The sequence below is a fragment of the Desulfosporosinus acidiphilus SJ4 genome, from assembly GCF_000255115.2.
GTDB lineage: Bacteria > Bacillota > Desulfitobacteriia > Desulfitobacteriales > Desulfitobacteriaceae > Desulfosporosinus > Desulfosporosinus acidiphilus.
Genome location: NC_018068.1, coordinates 2,213,765 through 2,235,188, shown reverse-complemented (window position 1 = coordinate 2,235,188; position 21,424 = coordinate 2,213,765). Strand labels below are relative to the sequence as shown.

At 42.1% G+C, this 21,424-nt stretch carries 20 protein-coding genes; 3 read left to right on the top strand and 17 right to left on the bottom strand.

Features of this window, described 5'->3' with window-relative positions; genetic code table 11:
• Positions 1-94 precede the first annotated feature (94 nt).
• Both DESACI_RS10320 and DESACI_RS10315 read right to left on the bottom strand, forming a co-directional pair.
• Positions 95-778, bottom strand: coding sequence for an alpha/beta hydrolase (locus DESACI_RS10320; RefSeq protein WP_014827135.1), 684 nt, complete (start codon positions 776-778; stop codon positions 95-97).
• Positions 765-1,226, bottom strand: coding sequence for a helix-turn-helix transcriptional regulator (locus DESACI_RS10315; RefSeq protein WP_014827134.1), 462 nt, complete (start codon positions 1,224-1,226; stop codon positions 765-767). The genes DESACI_RS10320 and DESACI_RS10315 overlap by 14 nt, the downstream gene beginning before the upstream one ends.
• 126 nt (positions 1,227-1,352) lie before the next feature.
• Here DESACI_RS10315 and DESACI_RS10310 point away from each other — a divergent pair, with 126 nt between their 5' ends.
• Positions 1,353-1,712: a PadR family transcriptional regulator gene (locus tag DESACI_RS10310; RefSeq protein WP_014827133.1), complete on the top strand. Its 360-nt coding sequence runs from the start codon at positions 1,353-1,355 to the stop codon at positions 1,710-1,712.
• Positions 1,713-1,743: 31 nt separating this feature from the next.
• Positions 1,744-2,916, top strand: a complete 1,173-nt coding sequence (locus tag DESACI_RS10305; protein ID WP_014827132.1) for an MFS transporter — start codon at positions 1,744-1,746, stop codon at positions 2,914-2,916.
• Between the two features lie 124 nt (positions 2,917-3,040).
• On the opposite strand, the gene pepV is transcribed toward DESACI_RS10305, so the two are convergent.
• From pepV to DESACI_RS10270, 7 genes are all read right to left on the bottom strand, one after another.
• On the bottom strand, positions 3,041-4,432 hold the full coding sequence (gene pepV / locus DESACI_RS10300) for a dipeptidase PepV (protein WP_014827131.1): 1,392 nt from the start codon (positions 4,430-4,432) through the stop codon (positions 3,041-3,043).
• A gap of 2 nt (positions 4,433-4,434) precedes the next feature.
• The gene (locus DESACI_RS10295; RefSeq protein WP_041276426.1) at positions 4,435-4,806 is read right to left on the bottom strand and encodes a PqqD family protein; all 372 of its coding nucleotides are present in this window, start codon (positions 4,804-4,806) and stop codon (positions 4,435-4,437) included.
• Between the two features lie 4 nt (positions 4,807-4,810).
• On the bottom strand, positions 4,811-6,736 hold the full coding sequence (locus DESACI_RS10290) for an OPT family oligopeptide transporter (protein WP_014827129.1): 1,926 nt from the start codon (positions 6,734-6,736) through the stop codon (positions 4,811-4,813).
• Between the two features lie 1,037 nt (positions 6,737-7,773).
• Positions 7,774-8,718 (bottom strand): TIM44-like domain-containing protein, encoded by a 945-nt coding sequence (locus tag DESACI_RS10285; RefSeq protein WP_014827127.1) that lies wholly within the window; start codon positions 8,716-8,718, stop codon positions 7,774-7,776.
• Between the two features lie 70 nt (positions 8,719-8,788).
• Positions 8,789-9,475, bottom strand: coding sequence for a PspA/IM30 family protein (locus tag DESACI_RS10280; RefSeq protein WP_014827126.1), 687 nt, complete (start codon positions 9,473-9,475; stop codon positions 8,789-8,791).
• Between the two features lie 57 nt (positions 9,476-9,532).
• Entirely contained in the window at positions 9,533-11,029 is a 1,497-nt protein-coding gene (locus tag DESACI_RS10275) for a flotillin family protein (protein ID WP_014827125.1), read from the bottom strand.
• 15 nt (positions 11,030-11,044) lie between these two features.
• Entirely contained in the window at positions 11,045-11,698 is a 654-nt protein-coding gene (locus tag DESACI_RS10270) for an NfeD family protein (RefSeq protein WP_014827124.1), read from the bottom strand.
• A 355-nt stretch (positions 11,699-12,053) separates the two neighbouring features.
• Between DESACI_RS10270 and DESACI_RS10265 the strand changes: the two genes are divergently transcribed.
• On the top strand, positions 12,054-12,368 hold the full coding sequence (locus DESACI_RS10265) for a flavodoxin family protein (protein ID WP_242833152.1): 315 nt from the start codon (positions 12,054-12,056) through the stop codon (positions 12,366-12,368).
• Positions 12,369-12,520: 152 nt separating this feature from the next.
• On the opposite strand, the gene DESACI_RS10260 is transcribed toward DESACI_RS10265, so the two are convergent.
• The 8 genes from DESACI_RS10260 to DESACI_RS10230 form a co-directional block, all read right to left on the bottom strand.
• Positions 12,521-13,765 (bottom strand): MFS transporter, encoded by a 1,245-nt coding sequence (locus DESACI_RS10260; protein WP_014827123.1) that lies wholly within the window; start codon positions 13,763-13,765, stop codon positions 12,521-12,523.
• 326 nt (positions 13,766-14,091) lie between these two features.
• Positions 14,092-14,595, bottom strand: coding sequence for a CBO0543 family protein (locus DESACI_RS10255; RefSeq protein ID WP_014827122.1), 504 nt, complete (start codon positions 14,593-14,595; stop codon positions 14,092-14,094).
• Positions 14,596-14,864: 269 nt separating this feature from the next.
• A complete protein-coding gene (locus tag DESACI_RS24860; protein ID WP_083845578.1) occupies positions 14,865-15,053 on the bottom strand; it encodes a hypothetical protein in 189 nt (62 codons plus the stop codon).
• A gap of 208 nt (positions 15,054-15,261) precedes the next feature.
• Positions 15,262-16,593: an acetyl-CoA hydrolase/transferase family protein gene (locus DESACI_RS10250; RefSeq protein ID WP_014827121.1), complete on the bottom strand. Its 1,332-nt coding sequence runs from the start codon at positions 16,591-16,593 to the stop codon at positions 15,262-15,264.
• Positions 16,594-16,872: 279 nt separating this feature from the next.
• Entirely contained in the window at positions 16,873-18,012 is a 1,140-nt protein-coding gene (locus DESACI_RS10245; RefSeq protein ID WP_014827120.1) for an acyl-CoA dehydrogenase family protein, read from the bottom strand.
• A gap of 409 nt (positions 18,013-18,421) precedes the next feature.
• On the bottom strand, positions 18,422-19,759 hold the full coding sequence (gene accC / locus DESACI_RS10240) for an acetyl-CoA carboxylase biotin carboxylase subunit (RefSeq protein ID WP_014827119.1): 1,338 nt from the start codon (positions 19,757-19,759) through the stop codon (positions 18,422-18,424).
• A 61-nt stretch (positions 19,760-19,820) separates the two neighbouring features.
• Positions 19,821-20,015: an acyl-CoA carboxylase biotin carboxyl carrier protein subunit gene (locus tag DESACI_RS10235; protein ID WP_242833151.1), complete on the bottom strand. Its 195-nt coding sequence runs from the start codon at positions 20,013-20,015 to the stop codon at positions 19,821-19,823.
• A 112-nt stretch (positions 20,016-20,127) separates the two neighbouring features.
• Complete coding sequence (locus tag DESACI_RS10230) at positions 20,128-20,913, bottom strand: enoyl-CoA hydratase/isomerase family protein (RefSeq protein WP_014827117.1); 786 nt, start codon at positions 20,911-20,913, stop codon at positions 20,128-20,130.
• Between the last annotated feature and the right edge of the window lie 511 nt (positions 20,914-21,424).

Genomic DNA, 21,424 nt, shown 5'->3' with positions numbered 1-21,424 from the left:
TGTTCCGGCGATTAACTTCTTTCTCTTAATAATTAATTAATTTTTTATCCCTTTGTAATTAATTCTTGATATATACCAAATCAATTGGTGACTTCTACACCAGCCTTTTTAGGCCCTCTAGAAAACCGTATATTTCTTCCCCGATCCTTTCACCAGTTTCAGTCAAAAGAACTAGATGCCCGCCAGTAGGATATAGTTTTAAAGTTTTATGTCCGCTAATGTTAGCATAGATGTGATTTGCACTCTTGGGCTTAATGACGTCATCATCGAGGGTTTGAAAAATCAGTGAAGTGCATTTGGTGTCTTTTAATAAAGATTTTGTCTTATGTAGTAAGATTAAAAATTGAATTAAGGCCGCAAATGGAGGAGGATTGGTACTCGAAACCAGATATTTTCGAGCATAAAATCTAAAATCACATCCTAAATTGAGAAAAACTCTTTTTAGATTTAAATAGTAGATAGGTGTATTAATCAACACTAACGCCTTAATCTTATGAGCTTGGCAAAGTTGAATCCCAAGTAAACCTCCCATTGAAAAGCCCATTACGACCACATTATTACATTGCTTTTCCAGGTCATTATAGGCTGCAAAAACAGATTGAATCCAATCAGTGTATTTAGCTCTGGCAAGTTCTCTACGACTTGATTCATGCCCTGCCAGAACGGGCACCGATGTTGGAAGTCCGTTTTCATTAAGTCTAGTAACGAGTGAGTCAATCTCACGACGGCTTCCTGCAAAACCATGAATTATCAGGCATCCTGTTTCAAATTCCTTCATGTTCAACAAGCTCCTTAAGTCGTTTATTCATTTGATCTAATTCAAAAGAAGAACAAATTCGCCTGTCTTGACTGTCAAGAATTCGATAATGCTGAGTGATAAGGTTTTTCTGCAATTTGTAGCCAAAAGAAGCTTCAACTTCTTCCCACCATACTCTTCCACCCAGAGTTTTGGGATAATCCTGTTCTGTGCTGTTGAACGCAAAGGCCAAAATTACTTCTTTGGGCTGACCGCCAAACATCAAGGTCAGAATCTCACTTTTTTCGAAAATAGTGCAGAGTGTAACGGCACCCATCCAGCCAAGTGTCGACCTTCCCTTTTCGATCTGGACGAGAGTTTTCTTGGATACACCTAATATTTCCGCCATTTTATCCTGGGAATAATTAAACTCTGTACGAATCAATTTTAGTTTTTGGTCCAGATTTTTAATAAATTCATCTTTTGTCACATACAACAACTCCCATATAGTGTAATCTTACACTATATGGGAGTTGTTTTCAACTAAGGTTAATTTGATCTATACTGTTAATTGCACTATAATGTAATTGTCTATTAACGAAGGAGAGATCGCTTTATGAGTAAAAAAGAATATGCTCCCCGGCATGCACCTGCGTTTATATTGCTTTTTTTGGCTCGAAAATCAGATTACGGAGGCTCTCTTCTGGCCAGCATGAAACGGGAAATGCCACATTTTCTGGGAGACAGCGCCATGGTTTATCGTACGTTGCGTGCCCTTGAAGGTGAAGGGTGCATCGAATCACGATGGGACATTCAGGACATTGGTCAGCCCAAGAGGTTTTATGTCATAACTCTTAAAGGGAAGGAACGTCTCGAAGAATATCTCAGAGATATAAAAATGCGCCAGGAAAATTTCCAATTCTTCATTAATGAATATCAAGCCCTTCTTCAGAGCACCCCACCCACTGAGGAGTAACTGAGAGAAAGATTTTAAAGGAGAGACTTTTATGGAGGAGAAGGAACAAGGTTTTTCAGGTCGTTCCCTTGGAAGAACGCTCGTTTTTACTGTCAGTCATATGATTAATGACACTTATCCAAATCTATATCCGGTATTATTACCGGCCTTGATGGCACAACTTAGTTTTAGCACCGCGGCAGCAGGCTTAATCAGCACCGTTTCTGCGTTAAGTGCTCAGTTGCTTCAGCCGTTCATGGGGTATTGGGCGGACCGTTCCGGCGGCAGAAAGTTTGTCGTGGGAGGACTTGCTTTGGGGAGTCTCTTAGCTGCCATTGCCTTCGGCTTGGCTCCCTCTTATGCTATTCTTCTTATCTTGCTTCTTATCAGCGGTTTAGGTAATGCGGCTTTTCATCCGCATGCTTCTGCTCTCGTAAGCGATATCACAGGTAAACGTAAAGGTTTCGGCATGAGTTTATTCATGATCGGAGGGAATTTTGGTCGTGCCATAGCCCCAATTTTGGCCAGTACAGCCTTTCTTATCGGAGGCCGGTTTGGACTTCTCTTCGTTGCTGTTCCAGGTTTACTGATGGCCTTAATCATGTATTGGGTAATGTCACCTCCTCCTGAGCCAAAACCAGGCCAAGGCAAGTTTCTGACTCCGGAATTTATTCTCGGTTTGCGGAAGGCCGGTAGTCTTCTAGTGGTTGTTGCTCTGCGAAATATGACATCCCTGACGACTCTGACCCTTGTTCCTATCCTTTGGCACTCTTCAGGTTACCCGCTGACTGAAACCGCAACGCTTTTATCCCTTTTGTTTATGGCAGGAAGCTTTGGAAATGTTGCCGGAGGTGCATTATCAGATATTATTGGTCCTAAACCGATTCTGATTGCCTCAGCGCTTCTTTCCTGTCTTTGGTTGGTACTTTTCTTAAATGTTCACACAATGTTTCTCTCATTTGTCCTAATTGCGCTCCTGGGAGCCTCACTTTATTCCACCAGTTCAGTGGTTATGGTTTTTGGTCAAGCCCTTTTCCCGAAGAATAAAGGCATGGCTTCAGGACTGACGTTAGGGATTGGCAATACATTAGGAACTTTTGGCGTAGCCTTGATAGGTCTGATAGCCGACTACTATTCGGCAACCATTGGTCTGTATGTCTCCGCCTTTGCGGTTCTTATAAGCATTCCATTTGTCATTCGTTTAAAAACCAATTTTAATGACTAACAAATAAGCAGCAATCGTACCAATACCTTACAAGATAATTTTGAGCAAACAAATCCCGGTTCAACTTTTTTCAAGTTAAACCGGGACTTATTTGTTAATGTACTTAGTACACTAATGCCTTACCTTACTTCGCTAATTCGTGGATTGCATGAGCATAGATCTTGGCATTTAGCACTAAATGTTCTATTTTAATGTATTCATTAGCTTGGTGATCAAGATCCTCCTCACCAGGCAGTATTGGCCCAAAAGCGACAATGTTAGGCATTTCTTTGGCATATGTTCCGCCGCCGATGGCTAATAAAGTAGCTTCCATGCCGGTTTGTTCCGTATAAACTTTTTGCAAAGATTTAATTAGGGGATGATCTACTGAGAAATATAAAGGTTTTTGATGAAGGTTAAGTTCAACTCCGATACCTGTCCCCTCAAGGCGTTTATAGATTAAATCCATCATATCCTCTAAGTTATAGGTTACAGGGTAGCGCAAATTCAAACCCAAACGTACTTCGTTATTCTCTAAGGAAATTGTCCCAACATTAAAAGACAGCTTCCCTGACTCCTTGTCCTCAAGATCAACCCCAAAGGATTTCCCGTCTGTTTCCATGCCGACATACTTATTCAAGAAGGCGATAAAGTTAGCTGCATCATTGTCGCCCAATGACAGTTTACCAAGCAATTGCATCATCTGCATGATGGCATTTTTGCCCAGATGAGGCAGACTGCCATGGGCTGAAACACCCTTTGACTTAATTATCACTCCACTATCTTGTGGCTCAGCAAAAATAGTATAACCAGTGATTTCTGCAAATTCTTGGACAGTCTTAATGATTTGAGCCGAATCCTTCGCCACAACTTGTGCCTCACAGTAATCAGGCACCATATTTGCTCTTTGTCCGCCCTTCATCGACTTGATTACAACGTCTTCCTCGTGCTTTTGCTCCAGATTTTTTACCAAGTCAAAAAAGGTAATCCCTTTTTCAGCATAGATAATCGGATATTCAGCATCAGGAGTAAAACCGGAAACCGGTGGTTTTTCCCTAGCCAGATAATGCTCCATTTCCTGGCAGCCGCTCTCTTCATTTGTGCCAAATATGACTCTAACCTTGCGTTTCAAGTGAAGCTGAAGATCCTTGATGGCTTTAAGGCCGTATAAAGCAGCTAGAATCGGCGCTTTATCATCCATAGTTCCTCGGCCATAAATTTTCCCGTCATGAATCTCGGCAGCATAAGGAGGATAAATCCAGCCATCACCTTCTGGAACCACATCTAGATGCCCGAGGACACCCACATAGTCCTCCCCTTCCCCGTACTCGGCATAACCAATATAGCCATCCAAATTAACGGTTCTAAATCCCATTTTTTCTGCAATTGACAAAGCCTTATTGAGAGCCTCATCGACATCAGCACCGAAGGGTTTACCTTCCTGTGCCTCTCCCTGGACGCTTTTAATTCGAATAAGTTCCTGAACCGATTGAATCAGGTCATTTTTATATTGCTCTATTTGTTGGTTAAGTTCCATCATTAATCCCCCTGCAACTGCGGACCTCTTTTAAACAAGATCCAGCCTTTTTTGTTCAGATAATTCAAATAGGAAATCAGTCTTTGGTATTTAGGATCAAACTCAGTTCCAAAAAGATTTTGCAATTTTTGTCCGATCTCGAACACCGTACACTTGCCATCAATAAGGGACCAAACCTGCGACCCTAAATCATCCAATTCAACATCGCTAATATATGGTTTCTTAACCAACCAACGAGCAAACTTCTCAACAAATTTATCATGCTCAAAGAAGAGAAACACTTTTCCATTTCTTAATTCCCATTGTTGATGTTGTTTCCATGGGATATAACAAAGATAATTATCTTCCTTGTTTTTCTTCTTAAGACTAGACATGAACTCACCCATTCTGTTTCTTATCTTTCTTTACAGTAATCCAGTACATCCAGACAGCTAACAGAATATAAAGAAGCATTGCCGTATATGGGCTGCCGGTAATTCCCGGTAAAATGTTAGCTCCAAAGCCGATGTTTATACTCAGGGTAGCAAATACCGCAATCACGATACCCATAATCGCATCCCCGGCAACAAGTCCGGAAGCCAGCAGAATTCCCTTTTCTACCTTTTCCTTTAATTGTTCACTATTGTCACGGAATTTTCGGTCAACAAATACTCGGATCAAACCACCGACCAGAATACCTGCACTGAGGTGAATCGGCAAGTAGAGACCCAGGGCCACCGGCAAAACCGGCAATCTCATTAAAGCACACATCACTCCGAAGGTAACGCCGATAATAACAAGAATCCAGGGTATTTGACCTGTCATAACACCTTTTACAACCATGGACATCAATGTCGCCTGAGGTGCAGCCACAGCATCGGAGCCAATCCCGTAAGTATGGTTTAACATTAACAACACCAAACCGGAAAATACAGAGGCGAAAGCTACACCTGCATACATGCTGAATTCCACTCGTTTCGGTGTACCACCAATGATATGAGTAGTCTTAAGAGCTTGGGCAGCATCACCGGACACAGCAATGGCAATACAGACAATAGAACCTGCCAGGATAGCGGCAACCATCCCATGCTGACCAGTTAACCCTGTAGCTTTTAACACAGCCGTGATAAAGAGCAAGGAAGCAATGGTCATCCCGGACACCGGATTATTGGAAGCACCGACGATTCCGCACATCCGAGCAGAAACCACAGCAAAGAAGAAGGCAAAAATAACAACCAGCAGAGACCCAACCGGTCCAATAGAAATCATAGGCAATAACCACGCAAGAAGGAATACAAAAACTGCTGCCCCAATAACCCAAATAATCGGCGCATCTATATCTGTACGTTTATCGCTGACAGTTCCTTTACCCAGACCACCCATTGCTGATTTGAATGAGCGGCCAATGGTGGGCAATGATCTGCCTAAACTGATAAATCCACCGGCAGCGACAGCTCCTGCCCCCACGTATCTGATATAATTGCTCCAGATCGCTGAAGCACTCATTTTCGAGATTAATGTCGTGGAAGGGAACAAGGGGGTAGTCAGCCCTGCACCTACGTATTTAATCAAAGGAATTAACCCGAACCAGGCCACCAGTGCACCGGCAAACATATAGAGTGCAGCTTCAATCCCGATGATAAAACCAACCCCGGCAAGTGATGCCAATGTATCGACACCAAAGACGGTACTCTGCAAGGATTTAATCGTCCATTGTGGTTCTTCCATCCAAAGAGCAAAACCACCGGAGAAGAGTTTATAACCACCGCCATACAACAAACCTGTCAGTACTGTCTTAAATCCGGTACCGCCGGAACTACCTGTAGCAAGGATTTCAGCGGCTGCCATACTTTCAGGAAAGATAAGCTTCCCGTGTTCTTCCACTGTCAGATATTTACGCAAGGGAACAACAAAGAAAATACCGATTAATCCCCCGAGCAGTGTAGCAACGACAATTGTTGATAATTTTAACTCCAGCCCCCAGATGATAATCGCCGGCAACGTAAAAATTATTCCGCCCGCCAAGGCCTCACCCATAGCGGCGATGGATTGAATCATATTAGCCTCTAAGACATTGTTGTGTTTAAAGAGTCCTTTAAGTATTCCGGTAGCCAAGACCGCCGAAGGAATCCCAGCGGCAATTGTCATTCCTACCTTAAGTCCGAGATATGTATTGGCGGCAGCAAAGAGTGCGGCAAATAAAACACCCATTACTAACGACACTACAGTGACCTCAGGCATGGCTTCACTAGCGGGTATATACGGAATATAATCCTCTCCGTTGACTCCACCGTAAGCCGAATGATCCAGACCTCTCTTTTCCATTCACATTACCTCCTGGATTAAATTTAAATATTTCGACATCATTTTATAGTATTCTGCATTTTGTGTACAAATATCAAATTATTTATGCGACACCGTTTATATTCACTTCTTTCATGATTTAGAGCTATTAATTACTTCATACCCATTGTTTCAAAATCTGCAAAAGCAGAAATGTCCTCCAGGAGCGGACATTTTGTGTTATTGTCCACGTAAGGAGAACATTGAATAGTATTAGTACAGAATATGACTTTTCTAGGAGATCCAGCCCCTTCTCTTCTAATTCAAATTAGTGTACACAACTTATAATAAGGCTTATTCTAAAAACCATCACTGCAGCTCTTCTGTATCTTTAATCGTATTTTCTTCGTCTTCGCCTTATCTTCTTCCATAAACCTTCAAATAATCCTACAAAATCAATACCGAATTGATTATTTACATTCATAAGAATTCTTATGACAAACGTACTCATTAGCAAAGCGATTACTAACTTTATAATATCATTCATGTAAATGTATCCTCCTTGGAGGCCGGCCACTGCTCAAAATACTTGTCTGCAATCCGCTAGTTCTGCTCTGAGATGACAAACCCCATTAGGACAGCCCCTAATGATATGTACTGGTTCTCTCCTAATACAATAATCGTTTCCACTCCATTCATTGGAAATATATAAACTTTACCTTATTATCTGAGAGGGCAAAAAAATGTTCAGCAATTTATTGCCGAACATTTTTATACTATCAAAAAATATGACCTTCTCTTAAATACTGCAAGAAAGGCTAATCCGTGCAAAGGCACTGTCTTCGCACGGATTAGCTCTAACTTACTGAAAATTTGACTTGCTCAGGATCTTGACCTATTACCGAAGGACTTGCAGTATACTGCCGAAGGTTATACTTTCTGACAGTATAAACATTCATGAACCTTTTCGTTTTCATAGTAGAATGAAAATGCATTTTCGTAAGAAAAAAAGCTGTCTCCTAAATATCTTGGAGACAGACCTTTTAAATAATTATAATGTTACCTTTACCGTAGGGTTTCTAATCGTCTATTCCGCGAGCAATTTTAGCTATTTCTAAGGCGTCTTCCTGATAAATACTTGCCAATAACCACTTTTCATCCTGCCAGATAAACTTCCAAAATTCTGTAAAGTAAAGTCTGTGATTATCGTTTCCTGATATCAGTTTTCCTGAGTTGTCGACAGTATAATCAATTAAACTCGCAAAAACCATGACGATAAAATACTGTGATCCTTCATCCAAATGACTCTGGATAAACTCAATATCCCCAGTGTTCAAAATGGGTTCTTTTATTATATTACGCTCTCCGCGCGCTTTCATACCTTGCAGATCTGCTTGATACTTGTCATTCAATGTCGTTATTAGATACTCTTCAGATTGAGAAAGGTCCTGGCGGCTCCAACTATCTTGCAGCCAAAAGAAAACTTGTCGTACCCTTCCGATAAGGAAGTCCCGATCCCAACGAGGAAACGTTTCAGCTAAATAGCTCATATTCTCGCGCGTATAGTTAATAGCTTTACCAAAGCGCTGAAGATTTTCCGAATTTGAAATCGGTCGGCCATTTATATCCACAGAGGTTTCCCTTGAGCGGCCGTCATTATCCGTCGATCCGGAGTTTGTCGCAGACGGGAATCGATCATTACGCCTCCACTTCCGTCTATCTTGGTTCCCTGCATTAAAGTATCGCCACGCTATATACAGGATAATGAGGAAAAGTATTACTCCTGATCCCCCATAGCCCCCGCCCCCGAAGAAGAAAGGAATAGGAAAGAAACCGCCAAGTCCTCCGCCTCCGAAATGGCTGCCTCCCGAAAAAGATCCTCCACTACCAAGGCTGCCCCCCGAGCTATGACCCAAGCTTCCGCCTACACCACCGCCGCCGCGCGCTAAGGCTAGTGATACTTGACTTCCCAAGAGAATGAGTGTCGTTAGAATTACCGCTGTACGTTTTGTCCTAAAATTCATGCCAATCACCAATCCTAAGCATCTCTGTTCGAAACCTTGTGATGAAGATCCGTTGTATTCAACGGAGAACCTAATTCTTATTTAACTCAATTTTATTTCCTTCTTTAAGCCTGGCTAACTCATCTTCAATTTCAGAATTAACTTTGCCCGTTTCGAGTTCTGCCAATTGATCTTCGATTGTTTTCGTGTGTACCATTGTTCCGGACGCCTTGGCTTCCGCCTCCATGCGCTCGACGCGATCTTTCATTCGATCAAAATCATCTAACGGGTCATGAGAGGAGAGTCCTGATACAGCTTCATTGGCCTTTTTCATAGTTTCCGCCCGCCGTTGACGCATCACAAGATCATTACGCTCCATCTTTGCCTTTTCCAGTTTCTCCGAAAGCAAACGAAGATTTCCCTGAAGTTCTTCAACCGATTTACTCTGTTCTATAAGTTGAGACTCATAATCGCTCTTACTGATCTCAGCCTGTTTTTTATATGTTAAGGCAGTCCTCGCCAAATCATCCTTTCCCTGCTGTACGGCAAGTGCGGCCTGTTCGCTGCGCACTTTAATTTCCTTATTCAAGCCTTCAATGCGTTCCTCAAGTTGAATTTTATCAGCTAGTGAACGGTTGACTTGAACTTGAAAATTACGGACTTCCTCCGTTGCTCGTTCTACATAAAGATTTAACATTTTTTCCGGATCTTCAGCCTTTGATATAAGATCCATAGTATTTGCCTGAAGCAGATCTTTTACTTTACTAAATAACCCCATAGCTTCCAAGCTCCTTTCAGATAGTGATATTAACCAATAAATTGATCGATTAAACCCTTACGTCACGTTATCTTCATCAAAAACATTTACTGAAGCAGAACCATTATTTTTCTTCAACCCGCCCAGACCGGAAATAACATCCTTGATGTCTATGCCGGTTAAAGTTTCCACAAGATCGGGAACCTGGGCAATCATATTCGTGACATCGCGAGTGACTTTCTGCATCCCAGAATTGTCCCCGCCTGTGGATACAACCGTAATCTTATCGATGTTTTCAAGAGGTGCAGTGACAGCTTTAGCGAGGTCAGGCAAGCCGGCAAGTAATTTGTCTAAGATGGCCGCTTCTGAGTAATTAGCAAATGCTTCTGCTTTAGCTTGAATAGCCTCAGCTTCAGCAAGACCTTTGGAACGAATAATATCCGCTTCGGCAGTACCGATAGATTTAGTAGCTTCGGCCTTTGCTTCGCTTTCCATCTTGATGTTAAGGGCAGTGGCCTCAGCCTTTGCTTTATTCTCGATTACAGTAACCTGAGCATTAGCCTCAGCCTGAGCTTGCTGCTTAATTTTCACAGCCTGAGCTTCGGCTTCCGCAGGTTTAATGACATTAGCTTCCAATTCTTTTTGTTTACGATTAATCTCAGCTTCGGCGACGGCAGTTTCACCCTGACGTTCAATCTCTTTAACAGTCCACTGCTTCTTGGTCAAATCCTGCTGCAGTTCGGCATCGCGCAGTTTATAAGCATTTTCCTTATCAGCCTGTGCCTTTTGCACTTCAGCATCATATTGAGCTCTTTTCAAATTCAAATCTTTCATATTCTCTGCTTGTTGTGTCTCAGACTGAGTCTGAGCTTCTACAGTCTTTTGCTGCGCCTCTGCCCTGGCAATGGCTGCGTCCCGCTCTGCTGCTGCTTTCTGGATTTCACTTTCTTTGAAGGCCGTAGCCTTAGCTATCTCGGCCTCCTTAAGTACACGGGCGATCTCTGGTTTACCCATATTTTCAATATACTGATTTCGATCTTTGACACTCTTAATAGTAAATGAACGAACTTCAAGCCCCATCTTCGATAACTCGCCCTGACAGGTCTCAAGCATCTTTGTTTGAACCATATCCGGTTCCTTAACAATTTGCTCTACTGTTAACTGGCCGATAATACTGCGAAGGTGACCCTCCATGACCTGTTTAATCATAATCTCTTGAGCTTCATCACTCTTGGACAAAAACTGAACTGCCGCTGTTTTAATTGCCTCTGAGGTATCAATAATCTTAATTTGTGACACCGCTTCAATGGTTACCGCAACTCCCTGATTCGTATATAAATCATTAGCCGGAGCAATATCAAAGGACATCAAGGCTAAAGATATACGCTTGCAGGTTTGCACAAGCGGCCAGACGACACGACCGCCCCCTGTAACAACATTAGAACCACCCATACCAAAGACAATAAGAGCTTCATCAGGGCCCGCTTTCTGAAACATGCGAGCAAGAATACTTAAGATAAGCACCAAACCTACAACCGCTACCGCTACAACGATAAGAATACTCGAAAAAAACATCTGATTTACCCCTCTCTAATTCTTTTGCCTACCAAATGAATCAGCTGAAGTTACGTAGGCTACTCCCCTTTCTACTTTAACTATTACCACACTTTCGCCTTTATTTATTTGACCCCCGTCAAATGCTTTTGCCCTGATAATTCTATCTGTACCCTGTAAAAGATACATAATCTCACCCATTGAATCCTGGGATATTTTAGTTATAACTAAACCGGTTATCCCCACCACATCGTTATCCTTTATGTCTAAATAAGCGGTCTGATTCCTGAGCATCACTGTTATTACTGCTCGAACTACCCACCAAAATGCTATACCTCCGACTATGGCAAGAGGAAGTGTGAGTAAAAGTCTATTAAAAACTTGAAAGCCTACAAGACCACCTGCCCCAAAACCAAGCAGAAAAGCAAAGATAGCCTGGATATTTAATATTGGAGCGGTATAGACTGACGCCCCTTCATTAGCTATGTTGCTGTTATTAGTTGATTGCATATTAGCATGCGTCAAATGCCCCATACTATGGGAATCACCGAATTGTGCATGACCGACATGAGACATATGCCCGCCATGTCCTCCAAAAGCTATGCCTAACACACTGAGGATAAAGCCCACTGTTAAACAAATTATGTAAATACCCTCCAGAAAATTGACGCTTGAACTAAATATCGTCATAAGAATCACTTCCTAAGATTAATAGAAAAAATATCGTTACTACAGAATATGCAGCTATTTACCCAAAATAAGTTTAGCCATAGTAAAAATATTTAGGAGCTTCGATTTGGGTTTAAAAATTCTCCATTTCTATTCATTATTATTCCACCATTTTACTAAAGTTCCTGCATAAAGAAATCATAAAACTCGAAATAACACTCAACGAAACGCCCCATCCGGACGCCACACCCGTACTATGCTTTAATCAGTGCAACTACCCTTCCCTTTCGCTTGAGGCTTGGCCAGCCAAGCTTTCTTTATGATATAATGACCTTAACTATACAATTCTAAAGGATTTAATGGAGGAAATTAGAGCATGAAAAAAGTGGTCGCTTTTACGGGAAGCCCACATTCAGCTCAAATGAAACTATTATGGGATAGACTCTGCGGTTTGTTCGATGAAAACCACAAGCCCCGGTACGATGTTAAAAACCTGATCATGGTGTACTCTCAAGGAAATCCAAATGCACAGGCTTTTCAGATATCCTTTCAAACAAATGAGGCAATGCTTAAGATGTTTGGTTTAAATGTCGTTAAGACTATTCTTCAAACGGGCGGCAGAGAATCCAACACCGCAGCTAATAATAAAGAACTTTTATTAGAAGCCTATGAAGCAGGAAAAGCAATCTAGTCAACCTGTCTTACTAAGCTTCGCTGCCATTAGTACCACAAGAACTTACAAATAATCCTCACCTTGAATAAAGGCGAGGATTATTTGTAAGCAATCATAACTAAGTTATCATCGAAAGAAATCAATATACCTTCCGGTTCCTTGCATTAATGCTAGGAATTGTTTTTCGTTTGATCATAGTTGCCAAAAACCCATTGATAAAGCCCTGCATTAATCAATTGCAAGCCTGCAGTTAATACCAAAGGTAAGGCTAAAAGACCTGTTTCAAACATGTATCCTGATATAGCAGGGCCAATAGCTGAAGGCAGTCTCATAGACAGGGCATTAATACTTGTGGCCAGACCCCTTCGCTTATCGCGGGTCAAACTGGCACTTAAGGCCGATCTGCTGCCTTGTGTACCACGATTAATTGCGTTTCTAATGACATAGATAAATGAAGCTAAGCTAAAATTCGGCATAAAGGGCAGTGCCACCATTAAAATAGAACCAATCACTCTCATCCAAGTTACTGACTTTACCATACCATACCTTTCAGCTAAAAACCCATTGATTATCGAGAAAATCCCAGTCAGCAAAAAAGACAGCGAAAGTGTTACACCAATCGCTTCTGTTCCAACATGATACCTTAGACTGAACCAATAGGCCATCATCGGGCCAGTTAACCCAACAGCAATACCATTAATTGTATTAATTAGGGCAAATTTAAACATGGCTATATTTTCCTGACGAAGGATATTAGTTTCACTGGTTTGGGTTATTTTTTCATTCTCAATTTTACTTTTTGCCGGACTATCCGAAACATCTTTTGTTTCTTTAGTATTAATCAAAACAACTGCACATAGCAAAGAGAATATCGCCACCAAGATAAAAATCGGCCGGTAGGCCAACAGTGGGCTGCTTACATGCATCAGGCCCGGTAAACCGCCGATAGCTGCTCCCAGAGCCATCCCTATAAAACCAATGGCATTATTTATGCTAAATACTTTTCCGCGCTGGGATTGTTTTACACAACGAGCCAGCCAGGCCTGTTCCGCAGGACTGAAAGGACCGGCTGCACCACTCTGACCCCGACCGAACCCGACAACTACAATAGCTAAAACAAGTACAATCGCTTTAGTCGTAAAACAAGAGGCAACGGCTGCTGTCATAGTCAATAGTTCAAATATCAGCAAAAATGGCTTTCTTCCTAACTTATCACTGATGATACCAACAAATAAGATTAAGATTGCTCCGAACAAACCGGCCGCCGATGTTACACCACCGATCATAGTACCGCTCCAATGAAGTGCCGCTAAATAAAGGGTAATATCTACGACCATAGCTCCTTGCCCAATACTTCGCAATCCCCTTACAAGCATTAATCTTTTTGCTACGCTGTGAATTTCAGTACTATCCATAATATATAAACTCCTCTTATTATATTTCCTTGACGGCCTCAATAAATTTTGATGGAGACATCCTGCACTGCTGTTTTCCAAACAAGATCTTCCGGATACCCACCGCTTTATTCTCGTCCGTGTGGATTATACTCTCTTAATATTATCTATCTCTTTCAGATAAAATTGCTTCGTAATCAATTATAACGAATGTTAGTTGCGATAGAAACTAAATTTTTAAGCAAATCTACCAGCGTATATCATCGAAGAATGAACTCTGAATAATCATTGGATCGTAGTAATATGCTCGAAAAATAATAAGAAGCAATGTTTGTTTGATTAATGTATCAAAAGCTGCCAATGGGAATCTTGAAAACATACATTAATAAACATGCTGCAATAAATGATAATCCCCAAGCCCATCCCGGTTTAATTTGATGGATAATTAATAAAGAGAACATGAAAACGTTAAATAATACAGAATAGATAAACCGCCAGCCATTATAATAGCTAAAATGACCGGCCCTAACAGCAGCAAATTCTATACTTGAAAAGATGAGTACCCATAGGAAAACATAGAGAATCTTTAGTATAATCCCTTTTGCTGGATAGAATGAAAAGAATAGGAGAAGAAAACAAGGAAACATCACTAAGGACATCAGGATCTCTGCTAGAGGACGTGCCATCATAGGTGTAGAAAATGCCCAAAGGGGCTTTAACCGAGTAAGATGTAAATAAACAAAGTTTCCGAGAGCCCAGAAAAGAAAAGTTGGATAATAGAGTCTCCAGTTTTTGACTTTCCCCCACTTGATTGTTGCAACAATAACAACAACAGTTAATATAAGATCCATATTTTGGTCTCCTATATCTCAGCTTTATCATATTTCACAGTATTATACTTGCTTAATTAATTTATTCTTATACAAGACCACAGACACCTACTCCGCTCATATTAATCCTCAAAAGGTCGCAATTCAAGTCAAACAGAATGCCACGACCGACCTCCTATTCTAAAGTAATAAAACCTTCGCCAAAAATTAAACATGGCAAAGGCATAATAAAACTTTTATTTTCGAGTTTAGACTAAATTTAACCATTTAATTAAACGCAATCATTTCTCTTAAGCGCGAACCGCCTTTCCAGCTCTAATTCGTGGATTCTTCATGTGTTTCTTAATTTCCACAAGGATTTGGCTGGCATTAAAGATTGAAGAATAAGTTCCACTGACTACCCCAATTAGCATTGCTAAGGAAAAGACCCTTGTTGAATCGCCGCCTAAAATAAAGACCGACGGCAACCAAAACATCATGTAGCAAGGCTATAATCCCAGATATGGCAAACACAAATTGAACCTAACGGATATATAAGCTATCATAAGACCCACGGCAATTCGTCAACCAATTAAAGGGACCGTCACATAAAGACGGTCCCTCTAACTATAGTGTGGTTATCTCTGTATATTAATAGAAAGTTTTTAATTTGATAATTGCTCATGATGACGGATGTTGCGCGAAAGGTTATTTATTACTTCGGCGCCAAATCTTGAGCTTCTTTGCCTCATCGATCAATTCTTCTCTAAAATCAGGATGGGCAATTGAAATCAAAGCTTCCGCCCGCTGCCAAGTCGACAACCCTTTAAGATTAATCATTCCATACTCCGTGACGATATAATGAACGGTCGTCCTGGTATCTGTAACCACAGCACCCAAAGTCAGAAGCCCTTTAATGCGAGACTTGATTTGTCCCTGTTTATCCTTATAAGTGGAGGGCAAACAGATAAAACTTTTGCCTCCCTTCGAGTAATAAGCTGCTTCCACAAAATCAAGCTGACCGCCAGAACCACTTATCATATTGACGCCGGCCGATTCAGAGCAAACTTGGCCCGTCAAGTCGATCTCCAGACAACTGTTGATAGAAATTAGGTTGTTGTTGCGCGAAGCATTGCAAGGATGATTCGTGTAATCCACAGGATAGGCCGCCAAAACCTGATTATTTTTCATGAAATCATAAAGTTTCTGTGTTCCTGCTGCGAAAGAAAAAGTGATTCTGCCCTTGTCCAACTGTTTACACGTCCCATTGACCTTCCCGGCTGAAACCATATCTACAAACCCGTCGACTAACATTTCTGTGTGAATCCCTAAGTTCTTTAGATCCGATTCAGCAATCATTTGCCCTAAGGCATTCGGCATACCCCCAATTCCCAACTGAATACAGGCACCGTCCATAATTTCAGGCATTACGTAAGCAGCAATTATTTTGTCCTTCTCAGAGGGAGGGGCTGACGGTAATTCAGGTAATCCTCTATGGCCTCCTTCGACAATATAATCTACTTGTGAAATATGAACCACATGGTCATATCCGCCATGTACACTGGGCATATCTTCATTAACTTCAACAATGACAACCCTTGCTTTTTCAATGGCTGCCGCATAGTGAGAAATTGTAACACCAAAACTAAAATACCCATGTTCATCCATTGGAGCGACTTGAATTGCTACCACATCTGTCTGCAAATTCTCGCGGAGCCATCGAGGCACCTCAGAATATTTGATAGGGATGTAATATGCCTGACCGTTTTGTACCAATTTTCGTTCACGGCCACTAAGGTGCCAACTATTCCAAGTGAAATGTTCTCCCAATGGGTCACTGTCCAGAATAGCTGACGGCTTTAGCAGAACCGCCGCACGAATATTTACATCATGCAGTTCTTCCTTACGTCTGGCTAAGGCTTCGTCTAACAAGCAGGCCATATTTGCCGCCCAGCTAAACTCAACCCAATCTCCGCTGCGTACCACTTTTACGGCTTCATCGGCAGAAACACACTTTTTACGATACTCATCAATATACATAATACACTCCTTGCCTTTTTACTTCACACCTTGTTCATAACTCCATTGGTGATAGTCTTCCCGACAAGCTTTAATCTTAAGCTATGGCTGAATGAGTTCTTTTCTTCTGAAAGGCGTCTGCCCTAGTTGGAGAACTTAATTCTGAAAATACCAAACCCCCTTCCGATTAGAGAATAATAGTTTTATTATATTGAATATTCAGTTATTTATAATTATACTACAATTTGATCTTTTCGTCGTTATAGGCAGCTATATTCGATGATGAAAATCAAAAGAACTTTACCGACAACCCATCTTTCTGGAAATGACCATGCGTAAAATTTCCGATGTTCCTTCCCCAATTTCCAGCAGCTTAGCATCACGCAGATATCTTTCGACGTGATAGTCTTTCATATAGCCATAGCCGCCGTGAATTTGAATAGCCTCCAACGAGTTCTTAACTGCAGTTTCAGAGGAATGCAGTTTGCCCATAGCTGATTCTTGCCCAAAAGGCAGGTTGGCATCTTTAAGGCTTGCCGCCCGCAATATCATCAGACGTGACAGTTCCGTTTGGGTCAGCATATCTGCCAGTTTAAACTGGATGGCTTGAAAACTACTTAATGTCTTCCCAAATTGCTTGCGCTCCATAGAATACTTCAAGGCCTTATCAAGAGCCCCTTGAGCAATGCCTACTCCCATTGCTCCAATACTGATCCTGCCGCCATCCAAGATTTGCATAAATTGACGAAAACCATTGTTTAACTCACCTAAGAGATTTTCGGCCGGAATTTCTACATCCTCAAACACAAGCTCCGTAGTATTGGAGGCACAAAGGCCCATTTTCTCATAAGGAGTGTTAATCTGGAATCCTGGAGTACCCGGCTCAACTAAAAAGGAGCTTATCCCACGGGTTCCCTTTCCAGGATCGGTAACCGCTGTTACGGTAACAACTCCCGAATAGCTTGCATTGGTAATAAAACATTTCGAGCCGTTAAGAACCCAACCCTTATCCGTTTTACGTGCTTTTGTCTTCGTACCGCCCGAGTCAGAGCCCGCTCCAGGCTCAGTTAAACCAAAGGCAGCCAAATATTTGCCGCTAAATAAGGAGGGCAAGTATTTGGCTTTTTGTTCAGAGTTCCCAAAATAGTAAATCGGACTTATCCCCAGGGAAAGTAACGCCGCATAGGTAATCCCAGTGGAGGCACATACTCGAGTTATTTCCTCAACAGCCAAAGCATAACTAACTGTGTCTCCACCGGTCCCTCCTACGGCTTCAGAAAATGGCAAACCTAAAAGTCCCAGCTCACCCATCCTTTTAACTATTTCCATTGGAAATTCACCGGTCCGGTCACGTTCCTCTGCCCCAGGCTCGACAACCTCATCTGCAAAGGAACGAACCATTGTACGTATTGACTTTTGATCTTCAGTTAAACCAAACATACCTCTTCCTCCTTTTTTTACCTTATTAGGAGGGACACATCTTCGGAACTACTCCGTATATACAGAAAAAAGAACTTAGCGGCATCTGGCTGGTTCGGTTTTCTATGAATGGAAAGTCATTGTAACACGAGTTTATACTTTCCGATAATATTCCGTAATATAAAGAAAATTTGGCTGGCGCAGGCAGTTGCGTAGTTGCACTTCTACCAGAGAACGAAGACACTGTCTTCGCACGTATTAAGCCTTCTTGCGGTATACAACCGAAGGTTATACTTTCTGGTAGTATTAGAAAAGCATATCGCGCTAGGTACTCGACCATTATTGAAGTAAAGGGAGTATCTGCCCGAAAATCCGTCCTCTGAAATGACACGTTTCATTAGCCTGTACTTTCACTGTCAAGTTAATCCTTTTACATCCAACGCTCGATGAAATCCGTATGAACCTCACCTCTAATGTAGGCAGGATTAGTAATGACTTTTAAATGAAAGGGAATTGTTGTTGGAACCCCCTCAATTTTATACTCTTTTAAAGCCCTTTCTAATCTTTGAATAGCTTCATGCCGGTTTGCTCCCCAGACGATGAGCTTACCAATTAGGGAATCGTAATAAGGGGAAAGACAATATCCCTCACAAGCAGAACTATCGACGCGAACTCCGGTACCCTGAGGCTCTCGGTAAATCCCGATAGTGCCGGGGGAAGGCATGAAGTTCTTTTCCGTATTCTCGGCATTGATTCTGCATTCGATGGCCCAACCGGAAATCCGAATATCCTCCTGCCGAAAGCCTAATGATTTCCCCGCCGCTATCCGTATTTGTTCTTTCACCAAGTCAATTCCCGTCACAAGTTCAGTCACGGGGTGCTCCACTTGAATTCTGGTATTCATTTCTATGAAGTAAAACCTACCGCTCTGATCTAGGATAAACTCGACAGTCCCGGCACTGGAATAACCAACCGACTTCGCTGCCTCAACAGCAGCCAATCCCATTTCTGCCCGAAGCTCCGGTGTTAAGGTACTGGCAGGAGCTTCTTCCAGCAATTTCTGATTGCGCCTCTGCAGCGAACAATCTCGTTCGCCTAAATGGACGATATTCCCATGCTTATCTCCAAGAATTTGAAATTCGATATGACGCACTGTCTCCATATATTTTTCCAAATATATTTCCGGATTCCCGAAAAACATTTGGGCTTCCTTTTGAGCGTTCTGAACTGCTTGGTTTAGCTCCGCAACATTTTGGGCAATACGCATCCCTCTGCCACCGCCGCCGGCAGAGGCTTTAATCAGCAACGGATATCCAATCTCCTCACCTAAAGCTTCAGCCGTTTCCTCATCCAGCATCACTGCCTGTGAACCTGGTACCACAGGGACTCCAGCCTCAATCATTTTCTGACGTGCTTTTGCTTTATCTCCCATAATTTCAATGGCTTCCGGCGGGGGGCCAATAAAAGTCAAGCCGCTTGATTCGCAAATTCTGGCAAAGCCGGCGTTTTCGGATAGAAAACCATACCCAGGATGAATAGCATCTGCTCTGGTTTGTTCTGCAGCTCTAATGATATTTGAGACATTGAGGTAACTCTTTAAACTCGAGGCAGGTCCAATCAGCACCGACTCATCAGCCATTTTTACATGCAGAGCGTCCCGATCGGCTTCGGAAAATACGGCCACCGTTTGAATACCCATTTCTTTACACGCCCGGATTACGCGTACAGCGATTTCCCCGCGATTAGCCACAAGGATTTTCTTAAACATAACGTCTCCCCTTCAGCTTTATGTCTTGAGTATGCAGTAAGCACCCTACCAAGCGGAAACCTTAATCCTCCAGTTCAAACAATACTTGCCCTTCCTGAACAAACTCTTCTAATTGACAGTTAACCTTCGTTACAGTACCCGTGGCTTCAGACTTTATATCTATCAACATCTTCATCGATTCGACAACCGCCACCACATCTCCTGACTTCAACTTGGTTCCTTCAGCGACTAGGATATTATTAATTAGTCCGCTCATACTCGACAGAATTTTCATCGTTACAAATCATTCCTTTCACTGCGCTCAAGTCACAAACAGCATGAAAATATTAAACTTTAGCCTTTGTCCTGCGTTTGGACTTCAACTGCTGTTAAATTCCTTTGAAGTTTGCCGGACGCTTTTCTAGAAATGAGTTAATACCCTCTTTCAAATCCTTGCTTGTAAAGGCTATTATTCGGTAAACCCCCATGGTTTCCACCATTTTGTCAAAATCGACCTCTCGATTAAAATTATGAATCTTTAAGGCTAGATCAACAGACAGCGAACTTAGTCGAGCAAACCTCTCCCCATACGCCCAGAGAGTACTCTCCAAGTCCGCCAAGGGAACAACCTTATTGACAAGACCAAACTCTAAGGCCTGGACTGCATTAAATCTTTCGGCAGTCAACATGAGTTCTAGCGCCTTCTTACTTCCCAGGGCCTCTCTAATGAAGGGATAAATCACAAAGGGAGCTAAGCCAAGATTGATTTCTGTAAGCCTGAACACGGCATTATCTGCGGCCACCGCCAAATGTGCAGCAGCCACTAATCCTACTCCCCCACCGTATGCGGAACCGTTGACCCCAATAATCAGAGGCTTGTGCAAGGCATTGATACTCTTATAAAGGTCTAAACTGTTTCTTAAGCGCAAATAATGTTGGGCCGGTGAGAGTTCTGTATCCTTCTCAAATGCTTTTAGATCGGCACCTGCTGAAAAAACCTCTCCCACCGCTGTTAATAAAATAACTTTAACCTCATCCCGTTCATTTAAATATCTTAAGAGGGCTACCAATTCATCGTTCAACTCATCCGTGAAGCAGTTTCTTTGCCTAGGATTGTTAAGCTTTATAAAACCGATACCTTCTTTTTCTTCATAAATAAGGTAGTTATAATCCATAGTCTCACTCCTCGTATAATTAATTTAGTTCCTGCCCCACGAGTCCAAAAAACTAATGGAACGTGGGGTATTTAAATGACCAAAGAAAACTGGAAATTCGGTTGGTTGGTCATCATCAACAAGATGCGCGCAGAATAACGCATACCCCATGCAGTCGTCGTGCCTGTGGGCAGTGTGGACAAGTCAACCCCAAAGCACACTTCAAATTCGACTTGTCCAAAGCCTGAGGGAAAGCTCTTTTAAGACAGACCCATAAGGGCTTTTCCATAGGCTGGCACTGTCCACAGGCTCAGGATAAGGATAAGGAATACCTGAGTAATGATTCCTTAAGTCGTTCTTTGATAACAAAAAAGTATTTAAGTTTGTTGGGGTTTCAGGCAAAATGATACCGTGAGGTTCGTTCTGGTAAGGCCTTTCACTCCTTGAGGCTATGACCTCTTATTAAGTCTGACTGCCAGCCCACAATTTGAACTTTTAACTCGAAGGTTGCACAGCTTAAAGGGAACCCCTC

What these genes read in the sequence shown, in the direction of transcription:
- DESACI_RS10320 (WP_014827135.1), bottom strand. Translation starts at nt 778, where the DNA reads ATGAAGGAATTTGAAACAGGATGCCTGATAATTCATGGTTTTGCAGGA.
- DESACI_RS10310 (WP_014827133.1), top strand. Translation starts at nt 1,353, where the DNA reads ATGAGTAAAAAAGAATATGCTCCCCGGCATGCACCTGCGTTTATATTG.
- DESACI_RS10305 (WP_014827132.1), top strand. Translation starts at nt 1,744, where the DNA reads ATGGAGGAGAAGGAACAAGGTTTTTCAGGTCGTTCCCTTGGAAGAACG.
- pepV (WP_014827131.1), bottom strand. Translation starts at nt 4,432, where the DNA reads ATGGAACTTAACCAACAAATAGAGCAATATAAAAATGACCTGATTCAA.
- DESACI_RS10295 (WP_041276426.1), bottom strand. Translation starts at nt 4,806, where the DNA reads ATGTCTAGTCTTAAGAAGAAAAACAAGGAAGATAATTATCTTTGTTAT.
- DESACI_RS10290 (WP_014827129.1), bottom strand. Translation starts at nt 6,736, where the DNA reads ATGGAAAAGAGAGGTCTGGATCATTCGGCTTACGGTGGAGTCAACGGA.
- DESACI_RS10285 (WP_014827127.1), bottom strand. Translation starts at nt 8,718, where the DNA reads ATGAATTTTAGGACAAAACGTACAGCGGTAATTCTAACGACACTCATT.
- DESACI_RS10280 (WP_014827126.1), bottom strand. Translation starts at nt 9,475, where the DNA reads ATGGGGTTATTTAGTAAAGTAAAAGATCTGCTTCAGGCAAATACTATG.
- DESACI_RS10275 (WP_014827125.1), bottom strand. Translation starts at nt 11,029, where the DNA reads ATGTTTTTTTCGAGTATTCTTATCGTTGTAGCGGTAGCGGTTGTAGGT.
- DESACI_RS10270 (WP_014827124.1), bottom strand. Translation starts at nt 11,698, where the DNA reads ATGACGATATTTAGTTCAAGCGTCAATTTTCTGGAGGGTATTTACATA.
- DESACI_RS10265 (WP_242833152.1), top strand. Translation starts at nt 12,054, where the DNA reads ATGAAAAAAGTGGTCGCTTTTACGGGAAGCCCACATTCAGCTCAAATG.
- DESACI_RS10260 (WP_014827123.1), bottom strand. Translation starts at nt 13,765, where the DNA reads ATGGATAGTACTGAAATTCACAGCGTAGCAAAAAGATTAATGCTTGTA.
- DESACI_RS10255 (WP_014827122.1), bottom strand. Translation starts at nt 14,595, where the DNA reads ATGGATCTTATATTAACTGTTGTTGTTATTGTTGCAACAATCAAGTGG.
- DESACI_RS24860 (WP_083845578.1), bottom strand. Translation starts at nt 15,053, where the DNA reads ATGATGTTTTGGTTGCCGTCGGTCTTTATTTTAGGCGGCGATTCAACA.
- DESACI_RS10250 (WP_014827121.1), bottom strand. Translation starts at nt 16,593, where the DNA reads ATGTATATTGATGAGTATCGTAAAAAGTGTGTTTCTGCCGATGAAGCC.
- DESACI_RS10245 (WP_014827120.1), bottom strand. Translation starts at nt 18,012, where the DNA reads ATGTTTGGTTTAACTGAAGATCAAAAGTCAATACGTACAATGGTTCGT.
- accC (WP_014827119.1), bottom strand. Translation starts at nt 19,759, where the DNA reads ATGTTTAAGAAAATCCTTGTGGCTAATCGCGGGGAAATCGCTGTACGC.
- DESACI_RS10235 (WP_242833151.1), bottom strand. Translation starts at nt 20,015, where the DNA reads ATGAGCGGACTAATTAATAATATCCTAGTCGCTGAAGGAACCAAGTTG.
- DESACI_RS10230 (WP_014827117.1), bottom strand. Translation starts at nt 20,913, where the DNA reads ATGGATTATAACTACCTTATTTATGAAGAAAAAGAAGGTATCGGTTTT.